Source organism: Streptomyces sp. CNH287 (assembly GCF_000424825.1).
This window is the reverse complement of sequence record NZ_AUKQ01000024.1, coordinates 45,692-64,263: the sequence shown is the minus strand read 5'-3', so window position 1 is coordinate 64,263 and position 18,572 is coordinate 45,692. Positions and strand designations below refer to the sequence as shown.

General features: G+C 72.7%; 13 protein-coding genes. 11 read left to right on the top strand and 2 right to left on the bottom strand.

Translation table 11 applies throughout. The annotated features are described in order from the left end of the window. The first annotated feature begins 124 nt into the window (after window positions 1–124). The 7 genes from H299_RS0121960 to H299_RS0121930 all read left to right on the top strand — a co-directional run bounded on the left by H299_RS0121960 (window position 125) and on the right by H299_RS0121930 (window position 10,661). Window positions 125–3,805, top strand: a complete 3,681-nt coding sequence (locus tag H299_RS0121960) for a non-ribosomal peptide synthetase (protein ID WP_051262717.1) — start codon at window positions 125–127, stop codon at window positions 3,803–3,805. A gap of 207 nt (window positions 3,806–4,012) precedes the next feature. Next, the gene (gntD, locus tag H299_RS0121955; protein ID WP_037759993.1) at window positions 4,013–5,095 is read left to right on the top strand and encodes a guanitoxin biosynthesis L-enduracididine beta-hydroxylase GntD; all 1,083 of its coding nucleotides are present in this window, start codon (window positions 4,013–4,015) and stop codon (window positions 5,093–5,095) included. A gap of 75 nt (window positions 5,096–5,170) precedes the next feature. Then, a complete protein-coding gene (locus H299_RS0121950) occupies window positions 5,171–5,953 on the top strand; it encodes an SDR family oxidoreductase (protein ID WP_027750157.1) in 783 nt (260 codons plus the stop codon). A 99-nt stretch (window positions 5,954–6,052) separates the two neighbouring features. Beyond that, entirely contained in the window at window positions 6,053–7,297 is a 1,245-nt protein-coding gene (locus H299_RS35530) for a cytochrome P450 (protein ID WP_037759991.1), read from the top strand. Between the two features lie 54 nt (window positions 7,298–7,351). Next, window positions 7,352–8,344: a hypothetical protein gene (locus H299_RS0121940; protein WP_027750156.1), complete on the top strand. Its 993-nt coding sequence runs from the start codon at window positions 7,352–7,354 to the stop codon at window positions 8,342–8,344. Next, window positions 8,344–9,552 carry a hypothetical protein gene (locus tag H299_RS37685; RefSeq protein ID WP_051262716.1) on the top strand — a complete coding sequence of 403 codons (1,209 nt, stop codon included), beginning with the start codon at window positions 8,344–8,346 and terminating at the stop codon, window positions 9,550–9,552. Before H299_RS0121940 ends, H299_RS37685 begins: the two co-directional genes overlap by 1 nt. 125 nt (window positions 9,553–9,677) lie before the next feature. Further along, window positions 9,678–10,661: an MBL fold metallo-hydrolase gene (locus H299_RS0121930; protein ID WP_027750155.1), complete on the top strand. Its 984-nt coding sequence runs from the start codon at window positions 9,678–9,680 to the stop codon at window positions 10,659–10,661. 48 nt (window positions 10,662–10,709) lie between these two features. Here H299_RS0121930 and H299_RS35520 read toward each other — a convergent pair whose 3' ends face one another. After that, window positions 10,710–11,507, bottom strand: a complete 798-nt coding sequence (locus H299_RS35520) for an alpha/beta fold hydrolase (RefSeq protein ID WP_037759989.1) — start codon at window positions 11,505–11,507, stop codon at window positions 10,710–10,712. A gap of 147 nt (window positions 11,508–11,654) precedes the next feature. On the opposite strand from H299_RS35520, the gene H299_RS0121920 reads away from it, so the two are divergent. Then, a complete protein-coding gene (locus tag H299_RS0121920; protein WP_051262715.1) occupies window positions 11,655–11,999 on the top strand; it encodes an acyl carrier protein in 345 nt (114 codons plus the stop codon). Then, window positions 11,996–13,768 carry an acyl-CoA dehydrogenase family protein gene (locus H299_RS0121915; RefSeq protein WP_027750153.1) on the top strand — a complete coding sequence of 591 codons (1,773 nt, stop codon included), beginning with the start codon at window positions 11,996–11,998 and terminating at the stop codon, window positions 13,766–13,768. The genes H299_RS0121920 and H299_RS0121915 overlap by 4 nt, the downstream gene beginning before the upstream one ends. 74 nt (window positions 13,769–13,842) lie before the next feature. On the opposite strand, the gene H299_RS37680 is transcribed toward H299_RS0121915, so the two are convergent. Continuing rightward, window positions 13,843–15,168: a helix-turn-helix domain-containing protein gene (locus H299_RS37680; protein WP_486587369.1), complete on the bottom strand. Its 1,326-nt coding sequence runs from the start codon at window positions 15,166–15,168 to the stop codon at window positions 13,843–13,845. A 941-nt stretch (window positions 15,169–16,109) separates the two neighbouring features. On the opposite strand from H299_RS37680, the gene H299_RS0121905 reads away from it, so the two are divergent. Then, window positions 16,110–17,021 carry a helix-turn-helix domain-containing protein gene (locus H299_RS0121905; protein WP_158692370.1) on the top strand — a complete coding sequence of 304 codons (912 nt, stop codon included), beginning with the start codon at window positions 16,110–16,112 and terminating at the stop codon, window positions 17,019–17,021. Between the two features lie 185 nt (window positions 17,022–17,206). Next, window positions 17,207–18,568: an MFS transporter gene (locus H299_RS35510; protein WP_486587368.1), complete on the top strand. Its 1,362-nt coding sequence runs from the start codon at window positions 17,207–17,209 to the stop codon at window positions 18,566–18,568. The last annotated feature ends 4 nt before the right edge of the window (window positions 18,569–18,572 follow it).

Sequence of the window (18,572 nt, the reverse complement as noted above, 5' to 3'; positions counted from 1 at the left end):
TTCGGGGGCGCGGCGGGTTGTGGGGTATGTGTCGCCTGCGGTGGCGGGTGGTGTGGTGGATGTGGAGGGTTTGCTTTCGCGGGTGTCTTCGGTGTTGCCGGAGTACATGGTGCCTTCGTTGGTGATGGTGGTGGAGGATTTTGCGTTGACGCCGAACGGGAAGGTGGATCGGGGGGTTCTGCCGGTTCCGGTGTTTGGTGGTGTGGGGGAGTTTCGTGCTCCTTCGTCGGTGTGTGAGCGTTTGTTGCATGGGGTTTTTGTTGAGGTGTTGGGGGTTTCCCGGGTCGGGGTGGATGATTCTTTCTTCGATTTGGGTGGGGATTCGATTGTGTCGATGCGTTTGGCGGCGCGGGCGCATCGTGCGGGTGTGGTGATCTCGGCGCGTGATGTGTTCGTGCACAAGACGATCGCCAAGCTGGCGCTGGTCGCCCGTGAGGTCCCGGCGGACGGGTCAGGCCCCACCCCACCCCCCACACCGCCCCGGCCGGCCCTGGCACTGACCGACGGCGAACGGCTGGAACTGGCCGGCGCGGTCCGGGGCGAGGCGCGCGCGGTGCCGCTCACCCCCCTCCAGCAGGGCATGCAGTTCCACGCCCTGCTGGCCGCCGACGGCGTCGATGTCTACACCACGCAGCGCCCCCTGCGGCTGGCGGGCGCGCTCTCCGCCGACGTGCTGCGCACGGCCTTCGACAAACTGGTCGCCCGGCACGCGGCGCTGCGGGCCTCGTTCACCCTGCTCAGCTCCGGCCGCCCGGTGCAGCTGCTGCACGACGAGGTGTCCGTGCCCTGGGAGGACGTCGACCTCTCCGACCTGCCCGAGCAGGAGCGCGAACGCCGCCTGGCGCAGCTGCTGGCCGAGGACCGGCTGCGGCGCTTCGACCTGACCCGGCCGCCGCTGCTGCGGGTGGCCCTGATCCGGCTCGCGCCCGACGACCACCTCCTGCTGGTCACCCACCACCACATCCTGCTGGACGGCTGGTCCCTGCCGCTGGTCTTCCGCGACCTCTTCGCGCTCTACGCACGCGGCGGCTCCGACGCGGCGGCGGCCCCGGTGCCCTTCGAGGACTTCCTCGGCTGGCTCGGCGCGCAGGACGGCGAGGAGTCGCTGGCCGCCTGGACCGAGGAGCTGGCCGACCTGGCGGAGCCCTCGCTCGTCTCTCCGGGCGCTGAGGACGCGGCGGCGACCGTACCCGAGCTGGTCACCGCCGCCCTGGACCCGGCCGACACCGCACGGCTGACCGCTGCGGCCCGCTCCGCGTCGCTGACCCTCAACACCCTGCTCCAGGGCGCCTGGGCGCTGACGCTCGGCTGCCAACTGGGCAGCCATGACGTGGTGTTCGGAGCCACGACCGCAGGCCGTCCGCCCGAGCTGCCGGGAGTGGAGGAGATGGTCGGACTGCTGATGAACACGACGGCGGTCCGGATGCGCCTCGATCCCGGACGGTCGCTGCTGGAGAACCTGACCGCCCTCCAGGACCGGCAGGCCGCGCTCCGCCCCCACCACCACACGGGTCTGTCCGAGGTGCAGCGCGCCGTCGGCCTGGGGGAACTCTTCGACACCGTCGTGGGCTTCGAGAACACCCCGGTGGACGCCGAGGCCGTGCAGCAGCAGGTGCCCGGCCTGCACCTCTCCCTCGACGAGACGCCCGCCTCCGGCGCCTCGCACTACCCGCTGAGCCTGGTCGTGGTCCAGACCCCCGGCGGGCGGCTCAGCCTCGAACTGAGCTACCGCGCCGACTGCTTCACCGCCGAGCGGGCCGCGACCGTCCTCGGCCGGGTCCGCTCGGTCCTGGAACACTTCCTGGCGGACCCCGGCATCCCGCTGGGCCGGATCGACCTGCTCTCCGACGCGGAGCGCGCCGCGCTGCCCGCACCCCCCGTACGCCGGGAACTGCCCGCCCGCACCTTCCCCGAGATGTTCGAGGAGCGGGTACGCGCCGCCCCGGACGCCGTCGCCCTGTACGAGGGCTCCCGGCAGGTGCGCTACGGCGAGCTGAACGCGCGGGCCAACCGGCTCGCGCGGGCCCTGGTCGCGCGCGGGGTGGGGCCGGAGAGCTTCGTCGCCGTCGCGGTGCCCAAGTCCGCCCGGTCCGTGCTGGCGGTCCTGGCCGTGCTCAAGGCCGGTGCCGCCTACCAGCCGCTCGACCTCGGCTACCCGCTGGAGCGGCTGCGGCACATGGTCGCCGACGCCTGCCCGGACCTGGTGCTGACCACCTCCGGCGCGGCGGCCGAGAGGATGAGCGAGGCGGGCGCGGAGCGGATCGTACGGCTGGACGGCGACGGCTCGGTGGACGGCGACGGCCCACTCGACGGTGCGGACCTGCTCGACGGTGCGTGCCCGCCGGACGGCGACCTCACCGGCGCGGACCTCACCGACGCCGACCGCCGCGCGCCCCTGCTGCCCGACCACCCGGCGTACCTCATCTACACCTCCGGCTCCACCGGCCGCCCCAAGGGCGTCGCCGTGCCGCACCGGGGCCTCGCGGCCATGGTCGAGCAGCAGCGCACGGGCCTCGCCCTGCACGGTGCCGAGCGGGTGCTGCTGTTCGCCTCACCCAGCTTCGACGCGTCCGTGTGGGAGCTGACCACCGCCCTGCTGACCGGGGCGGGCGCCGTACTGGCCACGCCCGACGAACTGCTGCCCGGACCAGCCCTGGCCGCCACCGTGCGCCGCCACCAGGTGACCACCCTGCTGCTGCCGCCCTCGTCGCTCGCGGCCATGCCGGACGACGGGCTGCCCCCGGGGGTGACGCTGGTCGTCGGCGGCGAGGCGTGCCCGCCCGACCTGACCGCGCGCTGGTCGGCGGACCGCCGCATGGTCAACGCCTACGGCCCCACCGAGGCGACCGTGATGGCCACCATGAGCGGACCGCTGGCCGGGCACGTACACCCGCCGATGGGGGAGCCGGTCCTCAACGCCCGGGTCCACCTGCTGGACGGCGCGCTGCGCCCGGTGCCACCGGGGGTCCCCGGCGAGCTGTACCTCGCCGGGGACGGCCTCGCGCGCGGCTACCTGCGCCGCCCGCGGCTGACCGCGACCCGTTTCGTCGCGGACCCCTACGGCCCGCCTGGCGCCCTGATGTACCGCTCCGGCGACCTGGCCCGGCGTACGGCGGACGGCACGCTGGAGTACCTGGGCCGCACCGACCAGCAGGTCAAGGTGCGCGGCTTCCGGATCGAGCCCGGTGAGATCGAGGCGGTGCTCGCCGAGGACCCGGCGGTCGCGCAGGCCGTCGTGGTCGTCCGCGAGGACGAGCCCGGCCGGCGCCGCCTGGTGGGCTACGTCGCCACGGCGGCCGGAGCCGCACCGGAGGCGGCAGCGCTGCGGGAGCGGGCCGCGCGCACCCTGCCCGAGTACATGGTGCCCGCCGCCGTCGTCGTCCTGGACCGGCTGCCGGTCACCTCCAGCGGCAAGCTCGACCGGGGGGCGCTGCCCGCACCGGACTTCGCCGGCGCCGCCGGCGGGCGAGCCCCGCGCACCGCGCGCGAGGAGCAGTTGTGCGCGCTGTTCGCCAAGGCTTTGGGCGCCGACCGGGTGGGCGTCGACGACAGCTTCTTCGACCTGGGCGGCGATTCGATCGTCTCCATCAAGCTGGTCACCCTCGCCCGCGAGGACGGCCTGGACATGACGCCTCGGGACGTCTTCACGCACCAGACGGTGGCGGCGCTGGCCGTCGCCGTACGGGAGCTGGCGGACCCCGCGGACCCCGGCGGCACTGCGGACACCGGCGCGGCCGGGGCTGCGGAGCCGCTCGTCGAGCTGGACCCGGACGAGCTGGCGGAGTTCGCCGACGACTGGCGGTAGGCCCACGGCCCGCCCCGCACCCCCCTGCACACCAGCACCAACCCCGCACCACCGCACAGCGGCACGACCGCTGGACACCCCGGCCGGGACCCTGCTCGGCCGTCCAGCGCGCAGCACCACGCGGACCGGCAGCAATGCGCGGCCCGTACAGGACCGACCGACCGGCGGCCCCGTCCGAGGGGCCACGACCTGGCGAGGATGACCGCGATGACCACTGTGCCCACCACTGTCGAGAAGTACCGCCCGGCCGGGCCGGCCGTCCCCGCCGACACGGCGCTCGACAGCCCCATGGAATACCGCCTCAGCGCCGAGGAGGTCGTCCAACTGCGCGCTGCTGCAACTGCGTTGGGCGACACGTACGGCCCGCCCGACCAGCCCGGCTTCTACGACCGCGCCCCCGCGGCCGAGGACCTGCTGCCCGCCGGGCTCCGCACCTTCCTGCTCTCCTACCGCCGCACCGAGCGCACCGCCGCCTGCCTGGTGCACGGCTTCCCCGTCGACCAGGCCCGCCTGGGCGCGACCCCGCAGCACTGGCAGGCCGCTCTGCGCAGCGACGCCGCGCGCGAGCAGGAGCTGTGGCTCGCGCTGTGCGGCATGGTGCTGGGCGACCCCTTCGGCTGGGTCACCCTCCAGGAGGGCCGGATCATCCAGAACATCCTGCCCATCCAGGGTGACGAGGAGCGGCAGAGCGGCTACGGCAGCGAGAGCCTGCTGGAGTTCCACACTGAGGACGGCTTCCACCCCAACCGCTGCGACTACCTGCTGCTGCTCGGGCTGCGCAACCCCGACCTCGTACCGACCATCGTGGCGTCCGTGCGCGACGTCCGGCTCGGCGACCACGACCGCCGGGTGCTCGCCGAGGACCGCTTCCTGATCATGCCCGACACCGAGCACATCCGGCAGCTGGAGAACGACGCCCCCGACCACCCCGCCCTTCCCCGGCTGCGGCGGATGGCCGAGCAGCCGGTGCCGGTCGCGGTCCTCACCGGTGACCGCCTCGCGCCCTACCTGCGCATCGACCGCCCCTTCATGGACGTGCTCCCCGGCGACCGTGAGGCCGCCGACGCGCTGGACCGCCTGATGGCCGAACTGCACCGCGTGCAGCAGGACATCACCGTCGGCCCCGGCTCGCTGCTGCTGGTGGACAACTACCGCGCCGTGCACGGCCGCCGCCCCTTCACCGCCCGCTACGACGGCACCGACCGCTGGCTGAAGAAGCTCACCGTCAGCCGCAACCTCCGCCGCAACTTCAGCGGTTACGCCCTGGACCACCCACGCGTCATCGTCTGAGCGGCGCGCGTCGCCGCCGTACGGCAGGACCTTGCCGCACGGCCTCCACCCCCGAGTGAAAGGCAGTCGCTCGTTATGCGAACAGTCATCGTGTCCGGTGCCTCCAGCGGCATCGGACAGGCCACCGCCGAGCGGTTCGTCCGCGCCGGCGACTACGTGGTCAACCTCGATCTGCGTCCCCCGGCGCCGGACACGATGCAGGGCCTGCGGCCGGACGGCACCGAAGCGCACTGGATCAAGGCGGACGTCGCGGACTGGCCCGCCGTACGCGACGCCGTCGACGAAGTGCACGCGGAGCGCGGCCGGCTGGACGTGGTCATCGCCAACGCGGGCATCAGCGTCCGCAGGGGCATCCTCGACCTCACCGAGACGCAGGCCCGCCGCACCCTGGACGTCAACCTGATGGGCGTCCTCGCCCTGTGGCGGCACGCGGTCCCGCACATGCAGCGTCAGGGCGGCGGCGTGCTGCTGGCCACCGCCTCGGTCAACGGGTCGCGCGGCTACCCGCTCTACGCGGACTACAACGCCAGCAAGGCCGGGGTCACCTCGCTGTGCCAGACCTTCGCGATGGAGCTGAGCCCGCTGATCCGTACGGCGTGCGTCGCCCCGGGCGCGGTGCTCACGCCCATGCAGCGCGCCGAGTACACCGACGCCATGCTGGCGGAGGTCAACGAGCGCATCCCGGCCCGCCGGCACGCCGCGCCCGAGGAGATCGCCGAGTTCTTCCACTTCCTCGCCTCGCCGCAGGCGTCGTTCGTCTCCGGCCAGGAGTTCACCGTCGACGGCGGCGAGACCGCAGGCGCCACCACGGCGTTCTTCCCCGGCCCGACGGAGCCGGTGGGCCAGGCCACGGCCTGAGAGCCTGCCGGGCGGCCCCGGACCAGGCGGCGCTCTTCCGCGCCGTACGCAGCGAGGTCGGCAGGACCGGCCGCGAGAACACCACCCAGGAGGCCCACCGTGGACACCCGCCCCGTACTCGACGCGGGCAGGCTGCGCGAGACCGACCTCGCCGACCCGCTGCTGCACGCCACGCACGACCTCGGGCCGCTCTGGCGGCACCTGCGGGCCGAGGAGCCGCTGTACCGGCAGGAGGAGACCAGCCGCGGCCCCGGCTTCTGGGTGGTCTCCTCGTACCGCGACACCACCGCGGTGCTCGGGGACAGCGAGACCTTCTCCTCGGAGCGCGGCAACGTGCTGGACACCCTGCTGGCCGGGGGCGACTCGGCCGCCGGGCAGATGCTGGCCGTCACCGACGGACGGCAGCACCGCACGCTGCGCAGCGCCCTGCTCAAGCCCTTCTCCCCGCGCGCCCTGGAGGTGGTGGTGGAGAGCGTGCGGCGCGGGACGCGGCAGCTCGTCCTGGACGCGGTGCGCGACGGCAAGGTGGACTTCGCTGCCGACGTCGCCGCGCACATCCCGCTGGCGGCCATCTGCGACCTGCTGGGGGTGCCGCCCGGGGACCGGCGGCGGATCATCGAACTCACCTCCTCCGCCCTGTCGTCGGCCGAGGGAGTGCCGACCGAGGAGGAGACCTGGACCTCCCGCAACGGCCTGCTCCTCTACTTCTCCGAGCTGGCTGCCGAGCGCCGCGCCAAGCCGTACGACGACGTGGTGAGCCTGCTGGTGACCAAGGAGATCGACGGGCGGACGCTGACCGACGAAGAGATCATCTTCAACTGCTACAGCATCATCATGGGCGGCCACGAGACCACCCGGTTCGCCATGATCGGCGGTCTGCTGGCGCTGATGGACAACCCGGCGCAGTGGAAGGCGCTGAAGTCCGGGCAGGTGGCGACGGCCTCCGCCGTCGAGGAGGTGCTGCGGTGGACCACCCCGGCCCTGCACAGCGGGCGGACCGCCACCCAGGACGTCTTCTTCGGCGGCCAGTTCATCGAGGAGGGCGACATCGTCACGACCTGGCTGTCGTCCGCCAACCGGGACGAGGAACTCTTCGCCCGGCCCGACGAGTTCGACCTCTCGCGCAGCCCGAACAAGCACCTCACCTTCGCCTACGGGCCGCACTTCTGCCTGGGCGCGTTCCTGGCCCGCGCCGAGCTGTCCGCGCTGCTGGAGAGCCTGACCGAGCTGGTGGCCGAGGCCGCGCCGGCGGGGGAGCGGCGCTGGGTCTACTCCAACTTCCTCGGCGGCCTCTCCGCCCTGCCGGTCACCCTGGCCCCGGAGCCGTCGGCGCCGCTGGACTGACTCCCCGGGCCGACCCGGTGAAACACGTGCCGTCAGCGGGTGGATCATCGGACGGTGGACAGCAGCACGGAGGACATACGAAGACTCTCGGACTGGCTGGAGCCGGTGCAGGAGATCCTCCTGCGGCACGGCTACGGCCGCTCCTTCGTCGGCGGCAGCAGCGCACGCGAGATCCTCGATCACGTCCTGCTGGGGAAGCCGCTCGCGCTGCGCGACCTCGACCTGTACCTGGTCCGCGGCGGCACCGTCCGCCCCCGGGATCTGCGTGTGCTCTGCGACGCCGTACGGGAACGCGGCCTGGCGCGCGTGGGCCGCCGCAGGCCCAAGTGCCGTGCCAACCCCGCTTTTTCGGGTGCCGACTGCTACGCGTACCTCGTCGGCTACGGCGCCCACCTGTTCACGCCCGGCCTGCCGATCCTCAGCCTTGGTGTGCTGCACCACCCGAGTGACCTGGCCCTCAACGGCCTCTTCGACATCGACGCCGTCTACCTGACCCTCGACAACGAGCAATCCCTGCGTACCTACGCGGACCGGGTCGCGCGCGGCGGCCCCACCACCGGCCTGGTGCTCGACCCGTACGGCGGCTACGGCGCCTGGCGGCGGAAGGCACCGGCGATCGTGCACTGGGCGGAAGTGGAACGCTGTCTCGTGCGCAACGCCTACCGCATCGTGCGAAGCCTCGCCAAGGTGCGCACGCTGCACCTGCCGGACGGGCTGCGCGAGGCATACCTCAGCCGCGGCCCCGGGGCGGTCGCCGACGACGAAGTCCCCGAACTGCACCGGGACTTCCTCAAGGTGCTGGGAGACACCCACTGGGCGGAGGAACTCGGCATGCTGGCCCGGCTCCGCGCCCTCGCACCCCTGTGGCCGCCCCTGCAGGCGGAATTGGAACAGTCCACACCCCAGGGGCTGCGCCGGGCGATCCCCTCCCCGCCGGGCGCGGGCCCGCACGAACTCTCCTGCCTCCGGGCACGTGCCCTGTGCCGCGACCCGGCGATCCTCGCTGCCGTCCTCTCCGTCGCACCGCTTGTCTTTGGAGCCCCATAGTGCGTGCTTTCCGCACCCTTGAGGAGGCGTCGGCCTACCTCACGCCGCTGCTGGACCGGCCCGTCCCGGCCGGACACGCGCAACTCACCCCCGACATCGGCTTTTGTGCCGAACCCCTCGGGCTGGGCGGCGGCACCTTCACCAACTCGTACACGATCAGCTGGAGCGCTGCGGCGGCCTCGGAGATCCTCGTCGCCGAGCCGCCGACGTGCACGGCCGAGTACGCCCGGCGGCACGAGGCCGCCGTCACGGCCACCGGCGGATTCTTCTTCCTCGCCGACCGCTCCCGCTACCGCCCCCGGACCCTGAGCCTCAACCTGGCGGTCCGGGACGGGAAGGTGCTCAGCCTGCCCGCCGCGGACCAGGACGCCCTGGTCGACCAGGGCGGCACGCTGTCCGTGCGCGAGGTGCCCGCCCGCGGGCGGCTGACGCTGGACGGCCGCACCCTGCACTGGGCGGGCACGCGGACCGGGGCGGAGGCCGAGTGCTACGCCTACGGGAACGCCAACTGCGTCATCGTGCACGAGCCGGACGCGCGGACCGGAAAGGTCCGCACACTCCGTGAGGACTCCCGGCTCACCCCCGTGATCACCGGCGGCCGGTGGAGCGACCTCGGGTTCACCGCCACCCGGGACGGCCGTTTCACGGCCACGGCCCGCAGCGATCACGGGCGGCTCGACATCTTCGACCATGACATCGTCCTGCGCTGCCCCAGACCCCTCGCCCGGGTAGGCGCCCTGCTGGAACCACACACGATCGGGCCGCTCTCGCTGAGCCCCTCCCTGCGCGGCGCGATATCCGTGGGCCCGTCCCTGTTCCACCCCGACCCGCAGGCCCATCCGCTCAACACCGACCGCTCGCTGGGCAGCTTCCCACTGCTCAAGGACCGCGCGACGACCCGTCTGGTCTTCTACGGGACGGCCGACGGCCGACAGCATCTGCGGCTGTTCGACGGGCGCCCCGGAAGCCCGGTCTTCCCCGGCGTCGGCCTCGACCAGGCGATCTCCCTCGTGCTGGCGGGCGGTGACGTGACCTCTGGGTGTCTCCTGGACTCCGGCCACTCCTGCCGGCTCAACATCCGGCAGGACGGCCGCGTCACGAGCTTCGGCAACCGCCACTACCTGCGCTGGCCCACCGAGCGCGACCCGCGCTTCGTCTGGAACCCGGACCAGGGGCGGCAGGTGGCCAGCCTGATCGTCCTGCGCTGACCCGGCGCGGCCTGGTGGCGGCCGGGCGGAAATCCGCGGCGCCCCTGCGGGCGGTGCCGTTACGATCGGCCCTCGTGCGGACGGCGGACGGCCTCGTCCGCCGCGGGTCGGGGAAGGGCGCATCCATGAGGCAGGCTCCGCAGGCGCAGACAGACAGCCCCCAGCGGCTCGAACGGGGGCACCCGTTCCGGCAGTGGAAGACCTGGCGGATTCCTGGCACCCGGTTCACCCTCACCGGCTATTCACGTGCGAACGACAAGACGTTCTTCCACATACCCGAGCTGCGGTGCACCCTCGACGCGGGGCTGTGCGAGGGGCGTCAGGCGGACACGGTGCTGCTCACCCACACCCATCACGACCACGTGAAGGATCTGGACTTCCTCGCCTCCCGTGCGGGCACCGACATCTATCTGCCCGCCGACGCCGTGCCCTACGCCGAGTCCTTCCTGCGGTCCTCGGCGCAACTGAACCACGGAGCGGGCTACGACCCGGCACTCGCCGGCGGCTACCGGCTGCACGGGGTACGGCAGGACGACGAGTTCACCTTCGGCCGTCAGGCACACCATGTGCGGGTGGTGGAGTGCGCGCACAAGGTGCCCTGCGTGGGGTACGCCGTCTCCGAGGTCGGCAAGGCGCTGCTGCCCCGCTACGAGGAACTGCGCCGCTCGCTCGTGGCGGAGGGGCGTGGCGGCGAGTTCGGCCGGATGATGGCGCGACTGCGCAAGGAGGGTGCCGAGGTGGACGGGCAGGTGCGGCGACCGCTCTTCGCGTTCCTCGGCGACACGCACGTCAGCGTCTTCGAACGGAACCCCTGGCTGTTCACGTACCCGGTGATCATCACCGAGTGCACGTTCCTGCACGACAGCGAACGGGAGCGGGCGGACCGCGTCGGGCACACCGTGTGGAGCGGGCTCAGGCCGTTCGTCGAGGCGCATCCCGAGACGCTGTTCGTGCTGACCCACTTCAGCCTGCGGCACTCGGACCAGGAAGTGCGGGACTTCTTCGGACGGGAGGGCGGGGGCGCGGGCGGGCCCCGTCTGGACAACGTGCTGCCGTGGGCGCACGCGGCGAGCCTGCTCCCCGAACAGCACCAGCACGGCGGCACGTAGGGGCGCCACCCGGCCTCCGCGTTCCTCCGGAACTGCCCCGGCGAGGCACTACCCCGGCGTGGCGCGGCCCGTCCCGGTGAGCGCGGTGTGCAGGGCCGCCACCGTCTCGCCCGGATGCGTCTGGGGAAAACCGTGGCCGCCGGGCAGTACGTGCGCGTCGTGGGCGGCGCCGGCGTACTCGGCCCAGGGCGCCACCAGGTGTGGCGGAGCCACGGCGTCCGCCGCGCCCGCGAGGGTGATCAGCGGACAGTCCACCGGCACCGGGGCCGGGATCACATACCGTTCGGCGATGCCGACGTCCGCCCGTACCGAACGCAGGAGCACTTCCAGGAAGTCCGGGAACTCCAGCAGTTCCTCGGGCAGACCGCCGTTGGCGCGCAGCCAGTCGGTCAGCCCCGCGTCGGTGGCCTCGGCCACCGGCTCGCGCTCCAGCGGCAGATGCGGCGCCCGCGCGCCGGAGACCACCAGTGCCTCGGGGGCCCGCAGCCCCTCCCGCCGGGCGCGCAGTGTCAGCTCGTAGGCCAGTACGGCGCCGAAGCTGTGCCCGAACAGCACGTAGCGCAGGGAGAGTTCGGACGCCAGCCCGGCCGCGAGCGCCTCGGTCAGCGGCTCCAGGAGGGCCGGCGGCGGCTCCTCCATGCGCGAGCCCCGGCCGGGCAGTTCCGCGGGGGCCAGCTCCCAGCCCTCCGGCAGGTGGGCCCGCCACGGGCGGTAGGAGGCGGCGCTGCCGCCCGCGTGCGGCAGGCAGATCAGCCGCAGCCGGGGCGTACCGGCGGCGTACCGGGTGGTCACCCAGCTGCCGCTGCTGGTGCTGCGGTCTGTCGTGCGGGCATCGGCTCTGCTCATGCAGGCCAGCCTGGCCCGTGACCGCCGGGGCGGCCAGGCAGTACGGCGGCAACTTGGCGCCGCCGGGTGCGTGCGGCGTGAGTTGCCGTGTGCTTGCCGGGTCTGTTGCCTGGGGTGCCCGCCGCGGGGAGTCCTACGGTCGGTGCCATGACTGACTCTCCCGATACGATCGGCGCCGAGGCCGTAGGCCCCCTGGTGAAGGGCCTGATCCAGCTCACCGCACCGGCTCGGCCGGAGCAGGTCGAGGACTCCCACCACTTCGTGGGCGATCTCGGCTTCCACTCCCTGCTCCTCGCGGAACTCAGCTACAACCTGGAGGAGTTGTTCGAACTCGGGGAGATCGGCCCCGGGGTGGCGATGACGCTGGAGCGCGTCGCCGACCTCGTCCAGTTGGTCGAGAAGAACGTCGCCGACGGCGAGGCGGTGCTGCCGGAGCGCGAGCTGATCGAGGACCTGTTCTCCCGCTACGACGCCAAGGCACCGGTGCTGTGACCGGCCGGCCGCCGGCCCGCCCCTCCTACGACCTGGTCGCCGACCTGGAGCGCCTCCTGGGCGATCCGCTGGCGCCCGGCGGGCCGTTCAGCTTCGCGGAGATCGTGGCGCACGAGGAGGCGGACGAACTGCCGCCCGGCGCGGTGGACCTCCTGCGGTCCTGGGGGTTCGCGGACTTCCTCGTGCCGGAGCCGTTCGGCGGGCGACTGCGGAACCTGGAGCAGATCTCCCTGCTCACCCGCTCGCTGGCGCGCCGCAACCTCACCCTCTCGGTGATGTTCGGCTCGGCGCTGCTGGGCGTCAACTCCGTGTGGCTGTGGGGCACCGAGGAGCAGCGCGGCCGGGTCGCCCGCGGCCTGATCGACGGGGACCTCGCCTGCTTCGCGGTCTCGGAACCCGACCACGGCAGTGACCTGGGCACGAACGAGACGACCGCCACCGGCAGCGGCGAGGACGGCTACCTCCTCAACGGCGAGAAGTGGCCCGTCGGCAACGCCACCCGGGGCCGGTTCGTCACCGCGTACGCCTCCGTGGAGGGCGCCGGGCCGTCGCTGCTCCTGCTCGACAAGGAGCGGATGCCACAAGGGAGTTGGACCAACCGGCCGGTCGTGAAGACGGTCGGGCTGCGCGGCCACGACCTGAGCGGCATTGCCTTCCACGACGTCCCGGTGACCGCCGGCGACGTGCTGGGCCGGCGTGGCGCGGGCCTGGTGGGCATCCTCCAGGTCCTCCAGATCACCCGGACCGCCATCGGCGCGCTCTCCTTGGGCACCATGGACTCCGCGCTGCGCATCGCCCTGCGCTACGCGGTGCGCGAGCGGCGCCTGTACGGCCGGGAGATCTACCAACTCCCGGTCATCCGGCGGCATCTGCTGGGCGCTCACCTGGACCTGCTGATCGCCGAGTGCACCGGGCTGCCGGTGGCCCGCTCGCTGTCGGCGGCACCGTCCCGGCTGAGCCTGTGGTCGTCCGTGGTCAAGTACCTGGTGCCGACGCTCGGCGAGGAGGCGGTGCGCGAGGCCGGGCTCGTCCTGGGCGCGCGCAGCTACCTGCGGGAGGAGGTCGCCTCCGGCGCGTTCCAGAAGCTCCAGCGCGACCACGCGATCGCGAGCATCTTCGAGGGCACCACGCACGTCAACCTGCACAGCATCGCCACCCAGCTGCCCGCGGTGGCACGGCGCGCGGAGCACCCCGTACGGGGCGGCGAGGAGCTGCTGCGGCAGCTCTTCGACGACGCGGAGGAGGCCCCGGTGTGGCAGCCCTCGGGCCGCGCCCTGCGGCTGACCAGCGCCAGCGAGGACGAGATCACCCGCGGCTGGCCCGCGGCCTCCCAGGAGGCGTGCCGGATCGCCGAGCGCGAGCTGCCGGGCGCGGAGGCCGCCGCGCTGTCCGAGGTGATCGGGGAGTTCTCGGCCCGGCGCAAGGCGTTCTACCAGCGGGCGGGCACCGAATCCTTCGACGCTTCCTCCGCCGAGGGGCAGGACCTGGCCACCGAGCACTGCGTACACCACGCGGCGGCGTCCTGCCTCTACACCTGGCTGTACGGCTTCGGTGAGGTGCGGGGACGGGAGGGCGGCAGCGGCTGGCTGGTCCTCGTGCTCCAGCGGCTGCTGCGGCGGCTGGACCCCGCGGCGCCGCTGGGCGCGGAGGGCCAGGCGTGGCTGGAGGCCCACATGTGCGAACTGCTGGACGGCGGCGAGTACTTCTCGCTGCGGTCCGTCCGGGAGGCCGCCGCGCGCGAACCCGTCGCGACCCGGCTGCACCCCTAGCTGGAGGGGCGGGTGCGGCGGGGACCCGTCGCACCCACCCCCTCCTCGTCGCCGGTCCTCCCGTGCTGCCGGGATCAGAAGCTGCCCACGACCGCCGGTCTTCGGGAGGTGCTGGGGGTGTCCCGCAGCATGCCGTCACGCGGATCGCAGCCCGCCTCGCAGACGAAGTGCCGCAGCAGGGCGTGGACCCGGTAGCGGTACTGCTGTCCGCGCTCCACCTGTACGAGCGAGGCGTCCGCCAGCTCGGCCAGCAGATGCGCGACCCGGGTGGCCTCGAACCCGCCCGGCGGACGGGCCTGCAACGCGTCCTCCAGCGTGAACACGTCCGGCAGCACGGCCAGTTCACGCAGCAGCTCGCGGTGCGCGTCGGGCAGCAGGTCGTAGCTCCACCGGACGTTGCCCCACAGCGTGCGGTGCCGGGAGAGGTCCCCGGCGTCGATCCGGCCCAGCAGGTGGAAGAGCGTGTCCTGCCGGAGCAGGGACGCCAGGGGGAGCGAGCGCAGGCACTGGGCGGCGATCTCGATGGCCAGCGGCACGCCGTCGACCATCCGGCACAAGGTGGTGATCGGGCCGAGATCGGCGCCCAGGTCGAGCGCGGGAAGGCTGGACTGCGCCCGGCGGAGGAAGAGTTCGACCGCGCTGGGCACGGACACGTCGCCGTCCTCCGGCCGGTCCACGCGCAGTGGGCCCACGTCCCAGGTCTCCGCCGCGCCGACCGCGAGGGCGCGGCGCGAGGTGATCAGCAGGTGGAGGCCGGGGTGTTCGTCGAGCAACTGCCGCGCGATGCGGGAGGTCTCGCGTACCAGGTGTTCCGCGCTGTCCAGGACCAGCAGCCGTGGTCCGCGCTCGGAGACGGGCGTCGCCGACCCGTCGGGAGTTAACTGCTGCCGCACCGTACGTGCCACCGCCGCACGGGCGGCGTCGGGGGCGAGGTGCTCGGGCGGGCAGTCGTGCAGCTCGGCGATGCCCACGCCGTCCCGGAAGAGCGGGCGCAGCCGGGCGGCGACGGCGAGCGCCAGGCGGGTCTTGCCCACCCCGCCGGGCCCGGTGAGGACGACCAGGCGGCTGCGCTGGGCCGCCGCCAGGACGTGCCGCATGTCGCTCTGCCGGCCCACCAGCGGGTCGTACGGGGGCCTCGGCCCCCGCCAGGGCGGCGCGGCTCCGGCGGTGCCGGTGGCGGCGGGCCGGGGCGGCTCCCAGGCGGGTTCGGGCATCCGCGGCCAGCCGCCGCTCCACAGGGCCATGTCGGGACGGCCGGCCGCCGTGTCGCCGAACGCGGCGAGGAGCAGGGAGATCGAGCTGCGGCGCGGGTTGGTGTTCGCGCCGGTCTCGAGGTTGCGGATGGTGCGGACGCTGACGCCGGAGCGCTCGGACAGCTCCTCCTGTGTCCAGCCGTTCACTCTGCGTTGGTTGACCAGGAAATCGCGTAGATGATGAATATCCGCGCGACTGACCGGGAAGGCATTCTGTGGTATTGCCATGTGCAAATATCCCCCGATAAAGCCTTTGGTGTTCCTACTCGGCTCCATACTTTGCATACGCTCGGTGAGGTGCAAGAAATCCGCGACGCCACCGTGCGCATGAGTGCTGCCACGCCACCGGCGGATCACGTCGTGCGGCGAGTTCGCTTGGCCGACGCTACTCCACGGATCTCCGAGTGGGGAGTCACCCGCTTGGCAGGAAACGTCCGTGGCCGCTTGGTGCCAAGCCCGGCAGCCGTGTGCCGCCGGGCCGGAAGGTCCTCGGGAATGGCGCGAGAAGGTTACTCGCGCACCGCTGCGAGGGCCTGTGCGGTCCCATGATCAAGGGCCGCCAAGTGGGTACTTTAATCCGGGATTACTCGGTGTGGAATTCATGGGTGTATCGGTTCAACGCAACTTGCGGGCCGACTCGTCCAGCGGTCTATACCACAGGAATGGCTACCCGGGGAATATGGTTTCGGCGACGGCCGTGCCACTGCTGTGTCACCGTTTCGTGAAGTGGCGGCGTGATAGCGGGTGTTCCTGGTCGGCCCCGGGATCGGTGCCCGTCGATGGAGGGCGGGGGTCCACACCAGTGGCGGTCCACCGGCAGAACCGGCAACTTCCCGGCAGGATGTGGGGTGGTTGTGCGGATAATCCGGATCGTCGGTAGGATGATCTTCACACTTGCATCACCGCGGTACTACTGTGGAACGCTGAGTCTCCGTAGGGTGTGCTGTGGAACGTCGCCGTCCATCCCCCTCGTGTGACCAAACGATTCTCTGCGGGGTGGCCCGGCGAGGGCTCACGGGCATGCTAGGGGGCGTACGGTGTTGCAGCGCTTGGGCTTGGACGGCCACGCGGAGACTGTGTACCAGTGCATGCTGACTCGCCAGTGGCAGGACGCCGAAGAGCTGTCCGCGCATCTGGCGCTGCCCGTCGAGACCGTGCGGACCGCGCTCAAACGCCTGGAAGATCTGGACCTGCTGCGCCTCTACGGTGACGGCGTCGGGCAGTTGGTCGATCCGCGCCTCGGTCTGACGGCGCTGCTGCTGCGGCAGATCTCCGCCTTCGAATCCCGCCTGGCCGACTTCGAGGAGGACCGCGCGGCCGTGCTCGGGCTGCTCGACCGCCACCGCGAGCGGCACCCCGGCGGCACGGGCGCCAGCGGCGAGTACGTGGTCGGCCGCGACGCGGTCAACGAACGGCTGCTCGCCCTCATCTCCGGTGCGGAGCACGAGATCGTGGCCTGCGTACAGGGCGGCGCCGCCTCCGCGGGCTGGCTCCACTACGCCTGGCGGCTGGACTGGCAGGTACGCCGCGGCGGCGTCTCGATGCGCGTGGTCTCGACCGACAGCATCCGCAACGACCAGCGGATCGCCCGGCGTTCCGCCCTGACCTGGGTGCGCACCGTCCCCTCCCTCGCGGTGCCGATGATCGTGGTGGACCGTGCGGAGGCACTGCTGCCGGTGGACGTCTCCGACCCCGGCGGCGGCGCCGTACACCTCACCACGCAGGGCACCGTCGCGGCGATGACGGCGCTCTTCGAGGAGGTCTGGAGCAAGGGCGTGCCCCTGACCACCGACACCGAACGCGACGAGCACGGACTCAGCCCGCAGGAGCGGGAGTTGCTGCGGCTGCTCTCCCGGGGGCTCACCGACGACGCGGTGCGCCGGCGCCTGGGTGTCTCGCTGCGCACCGTGCGCCGTATGGTCGCCGACCTGTCCGCCCGGCTGGACGCCAGCAGCCGCTTCGAGGCCGGGTACCGCGCCGCGAAGCGGGTCTGGATCTGACGGCGGGACGCCCCCTGCGCGCCGGCGGCAACTTGCCGAGGTGAGTTGCCGAGCCGAGTTGCCGGTGCTCTGCCTGGCACCACCGGTGACGCATCGACCAGCATCCCTGTCAGAGCCGGTGGGCCTCAGGACGAGGCCCTGGCGACAGGCCCAGTGGGCGCGGTGATTCAGCGGATGGGGGTCGGATGACCACGGCGCACATGCGTCCCGCCGAGGCCGAGAGCCCACCGCCGAAACCCCCGTCGCTGTGGAAGAACCGCGACTACATGTTCTGGTGGACGGCGAGCGGCATCTCCAAGCTGGGCAGCAGCGTCTCGGCCATCGCCTTCCCGCTGCTGATCATCTACACCACCGGTTCCGCGGCCCAGGCCGGCAGCGTGACCGCCTCGCACATGGTGGGCGTCCTGGCCACCACCGCGCTCGGCGGTGTCCTCTCGGACCGGGTGTCCCGGCGGGCCATCATGGCGGTCACCCCGCTGGTGCAGGCGCTGTCCATGGGCAGCATGGCCCTGCTCGTCTACCGGGGCGACCCCTCGATCCCGGCGCTGTGCGGGCTCTCGCTGGCCGGCGGCCTGGCCGCCGGGCTGGGCAGCGGGGTGGCCCTCTCCGCGCTGCGCCGCCTGGTGCCCAGGGAGCAGGTGGCCAGCGCCACCGCGCAGGGGATGGGCCGCGACATGGTCGCCGAGATGGCGGGGGCGCCGCTGGGCGGTGTGCTCTTCTCGCTCTTCCGCTGGGTGCCGTTCCTCTTCGACGCGCTCTCCTTCCTCTTCCTCAGCCTGGGCGCCCTGCTCATCCGCCGCCCCCTGGGCCCCGACAAGCAGCCCGGGCCCCGTGCCACGGTCCGCTCCGACATGGCGGACGCCGTACGCATGGTGCGGCGCAGCGACTACCTCGTCTTCACGATCATCTGGGGCGCGCTCCTGAACGTGGTGGCGGAGGGCGTCATCCTGCTGTTCATCGTGCTCGTGCACGAACGCGGCGGCGGACCCGCGGCGGTCGGCGTCGCGACCTCGATGGCGCTCCTGGGCGGCGTCATCGGCGCCGTCATCGGGCCGGAGCTGATGCGGCGGATGGGCGCCCGCAAGGTGCTGGTCCTCGCCGCCTGGGCGTTCGTCGTGTCGTTCGCCGTGGTGGGTTTCGTGCCCGAGCCGTGGCAGGTCGGCGTGGTGCTGATGTTCGGCATGATCAGCATGGTGCCGCTGAACGTGGTGACCGAGTCCTACGAGGTACGCCTCGTCCCCGACGAGTACCTGGGCCGCGTCGCCTCCATGAACCGCTTCTGCATGCAGTCCGTGCAGTGGATCGGCCCGCTGGGCGCCGGGTTCCTCGCGGACTCGCTGGGCGTGAGCGTCGCCGTACTGATCCTGGCGGGCTGCATGGCGCTGCTGGCCCTCGCGCTGCACCACTGGCGGAAGCGGCTGCGGATTCTGGACACCCCGATCTCCGAGGTGGAGCCGCTGCCGCTGCCCGGCGGCGCGTCAGCTGCCGAACGGCACGCCGGGGGCGGCCCCGAGGCCCCCGAGGCCCCCGAGGGCGAGCGGACGTAAGGAC

Excerpts from the sequence above, each read along its gene's own strand:
- H299_RS0121930 (WP_027750155.1), top strand. The coding sequence starts at position 9,678 with ATGAGGCAGGCTCCGCAGGCGCAGACAGACAGCCCCCAGCGGCTCGAA.
- H299_RS0121920 (WP_051262715.1), top strand. The coding sequence starts at position 11,655 with ATGACTGACTCTCCCGATACGATCGGCGCCGAGGCCGTAGGCCCCCTG.
- H299_RS0121905 (WP_158692370.1), top strand. The coding sequence starts at position 16,110 with ATGCTGACTCGCCAGTGGCAGGACGCCGAAGAGCTGTCCGCGCATCTG.
- gntD (WP_037759993.1), top strand. The coding sequence starts at position 4,013 with ATGACCACTGTGCCCACCACTGTCGAGAAGTACCGCCCGGCCGGGCCG.
- H299_RS35510 (WP_486587368.1), top strand. The coding sequence starts at position 17,207 with ATGACCACGGCGCACATGCGTCCCGCCGAGGCCGAGAGCCCACCGCCG.
- H299_RS35520 (WP_037759989.1), bottom strand. The coding sequence starts at position 11,507 with ATGAGCAGAGCCGATGCCCGCACGACAGACCGCAGCACCAGCAGCGGC.
- H299_RS0121950 (WP_027750157.1), top strand. The coding sequence starts at position 5,171 with ATGCGAACAGTCATCGTGTCCGGTGCCTCCAGCGGCATCGGACAGGCC.
- H299_RS0121960 (WP_051262717.1), top strand. The coding sequence starts at position 125 with ATGGTGGTGGAGGATTTTGCGTTGACGCCGAACGGGAAGGTGGATCGG.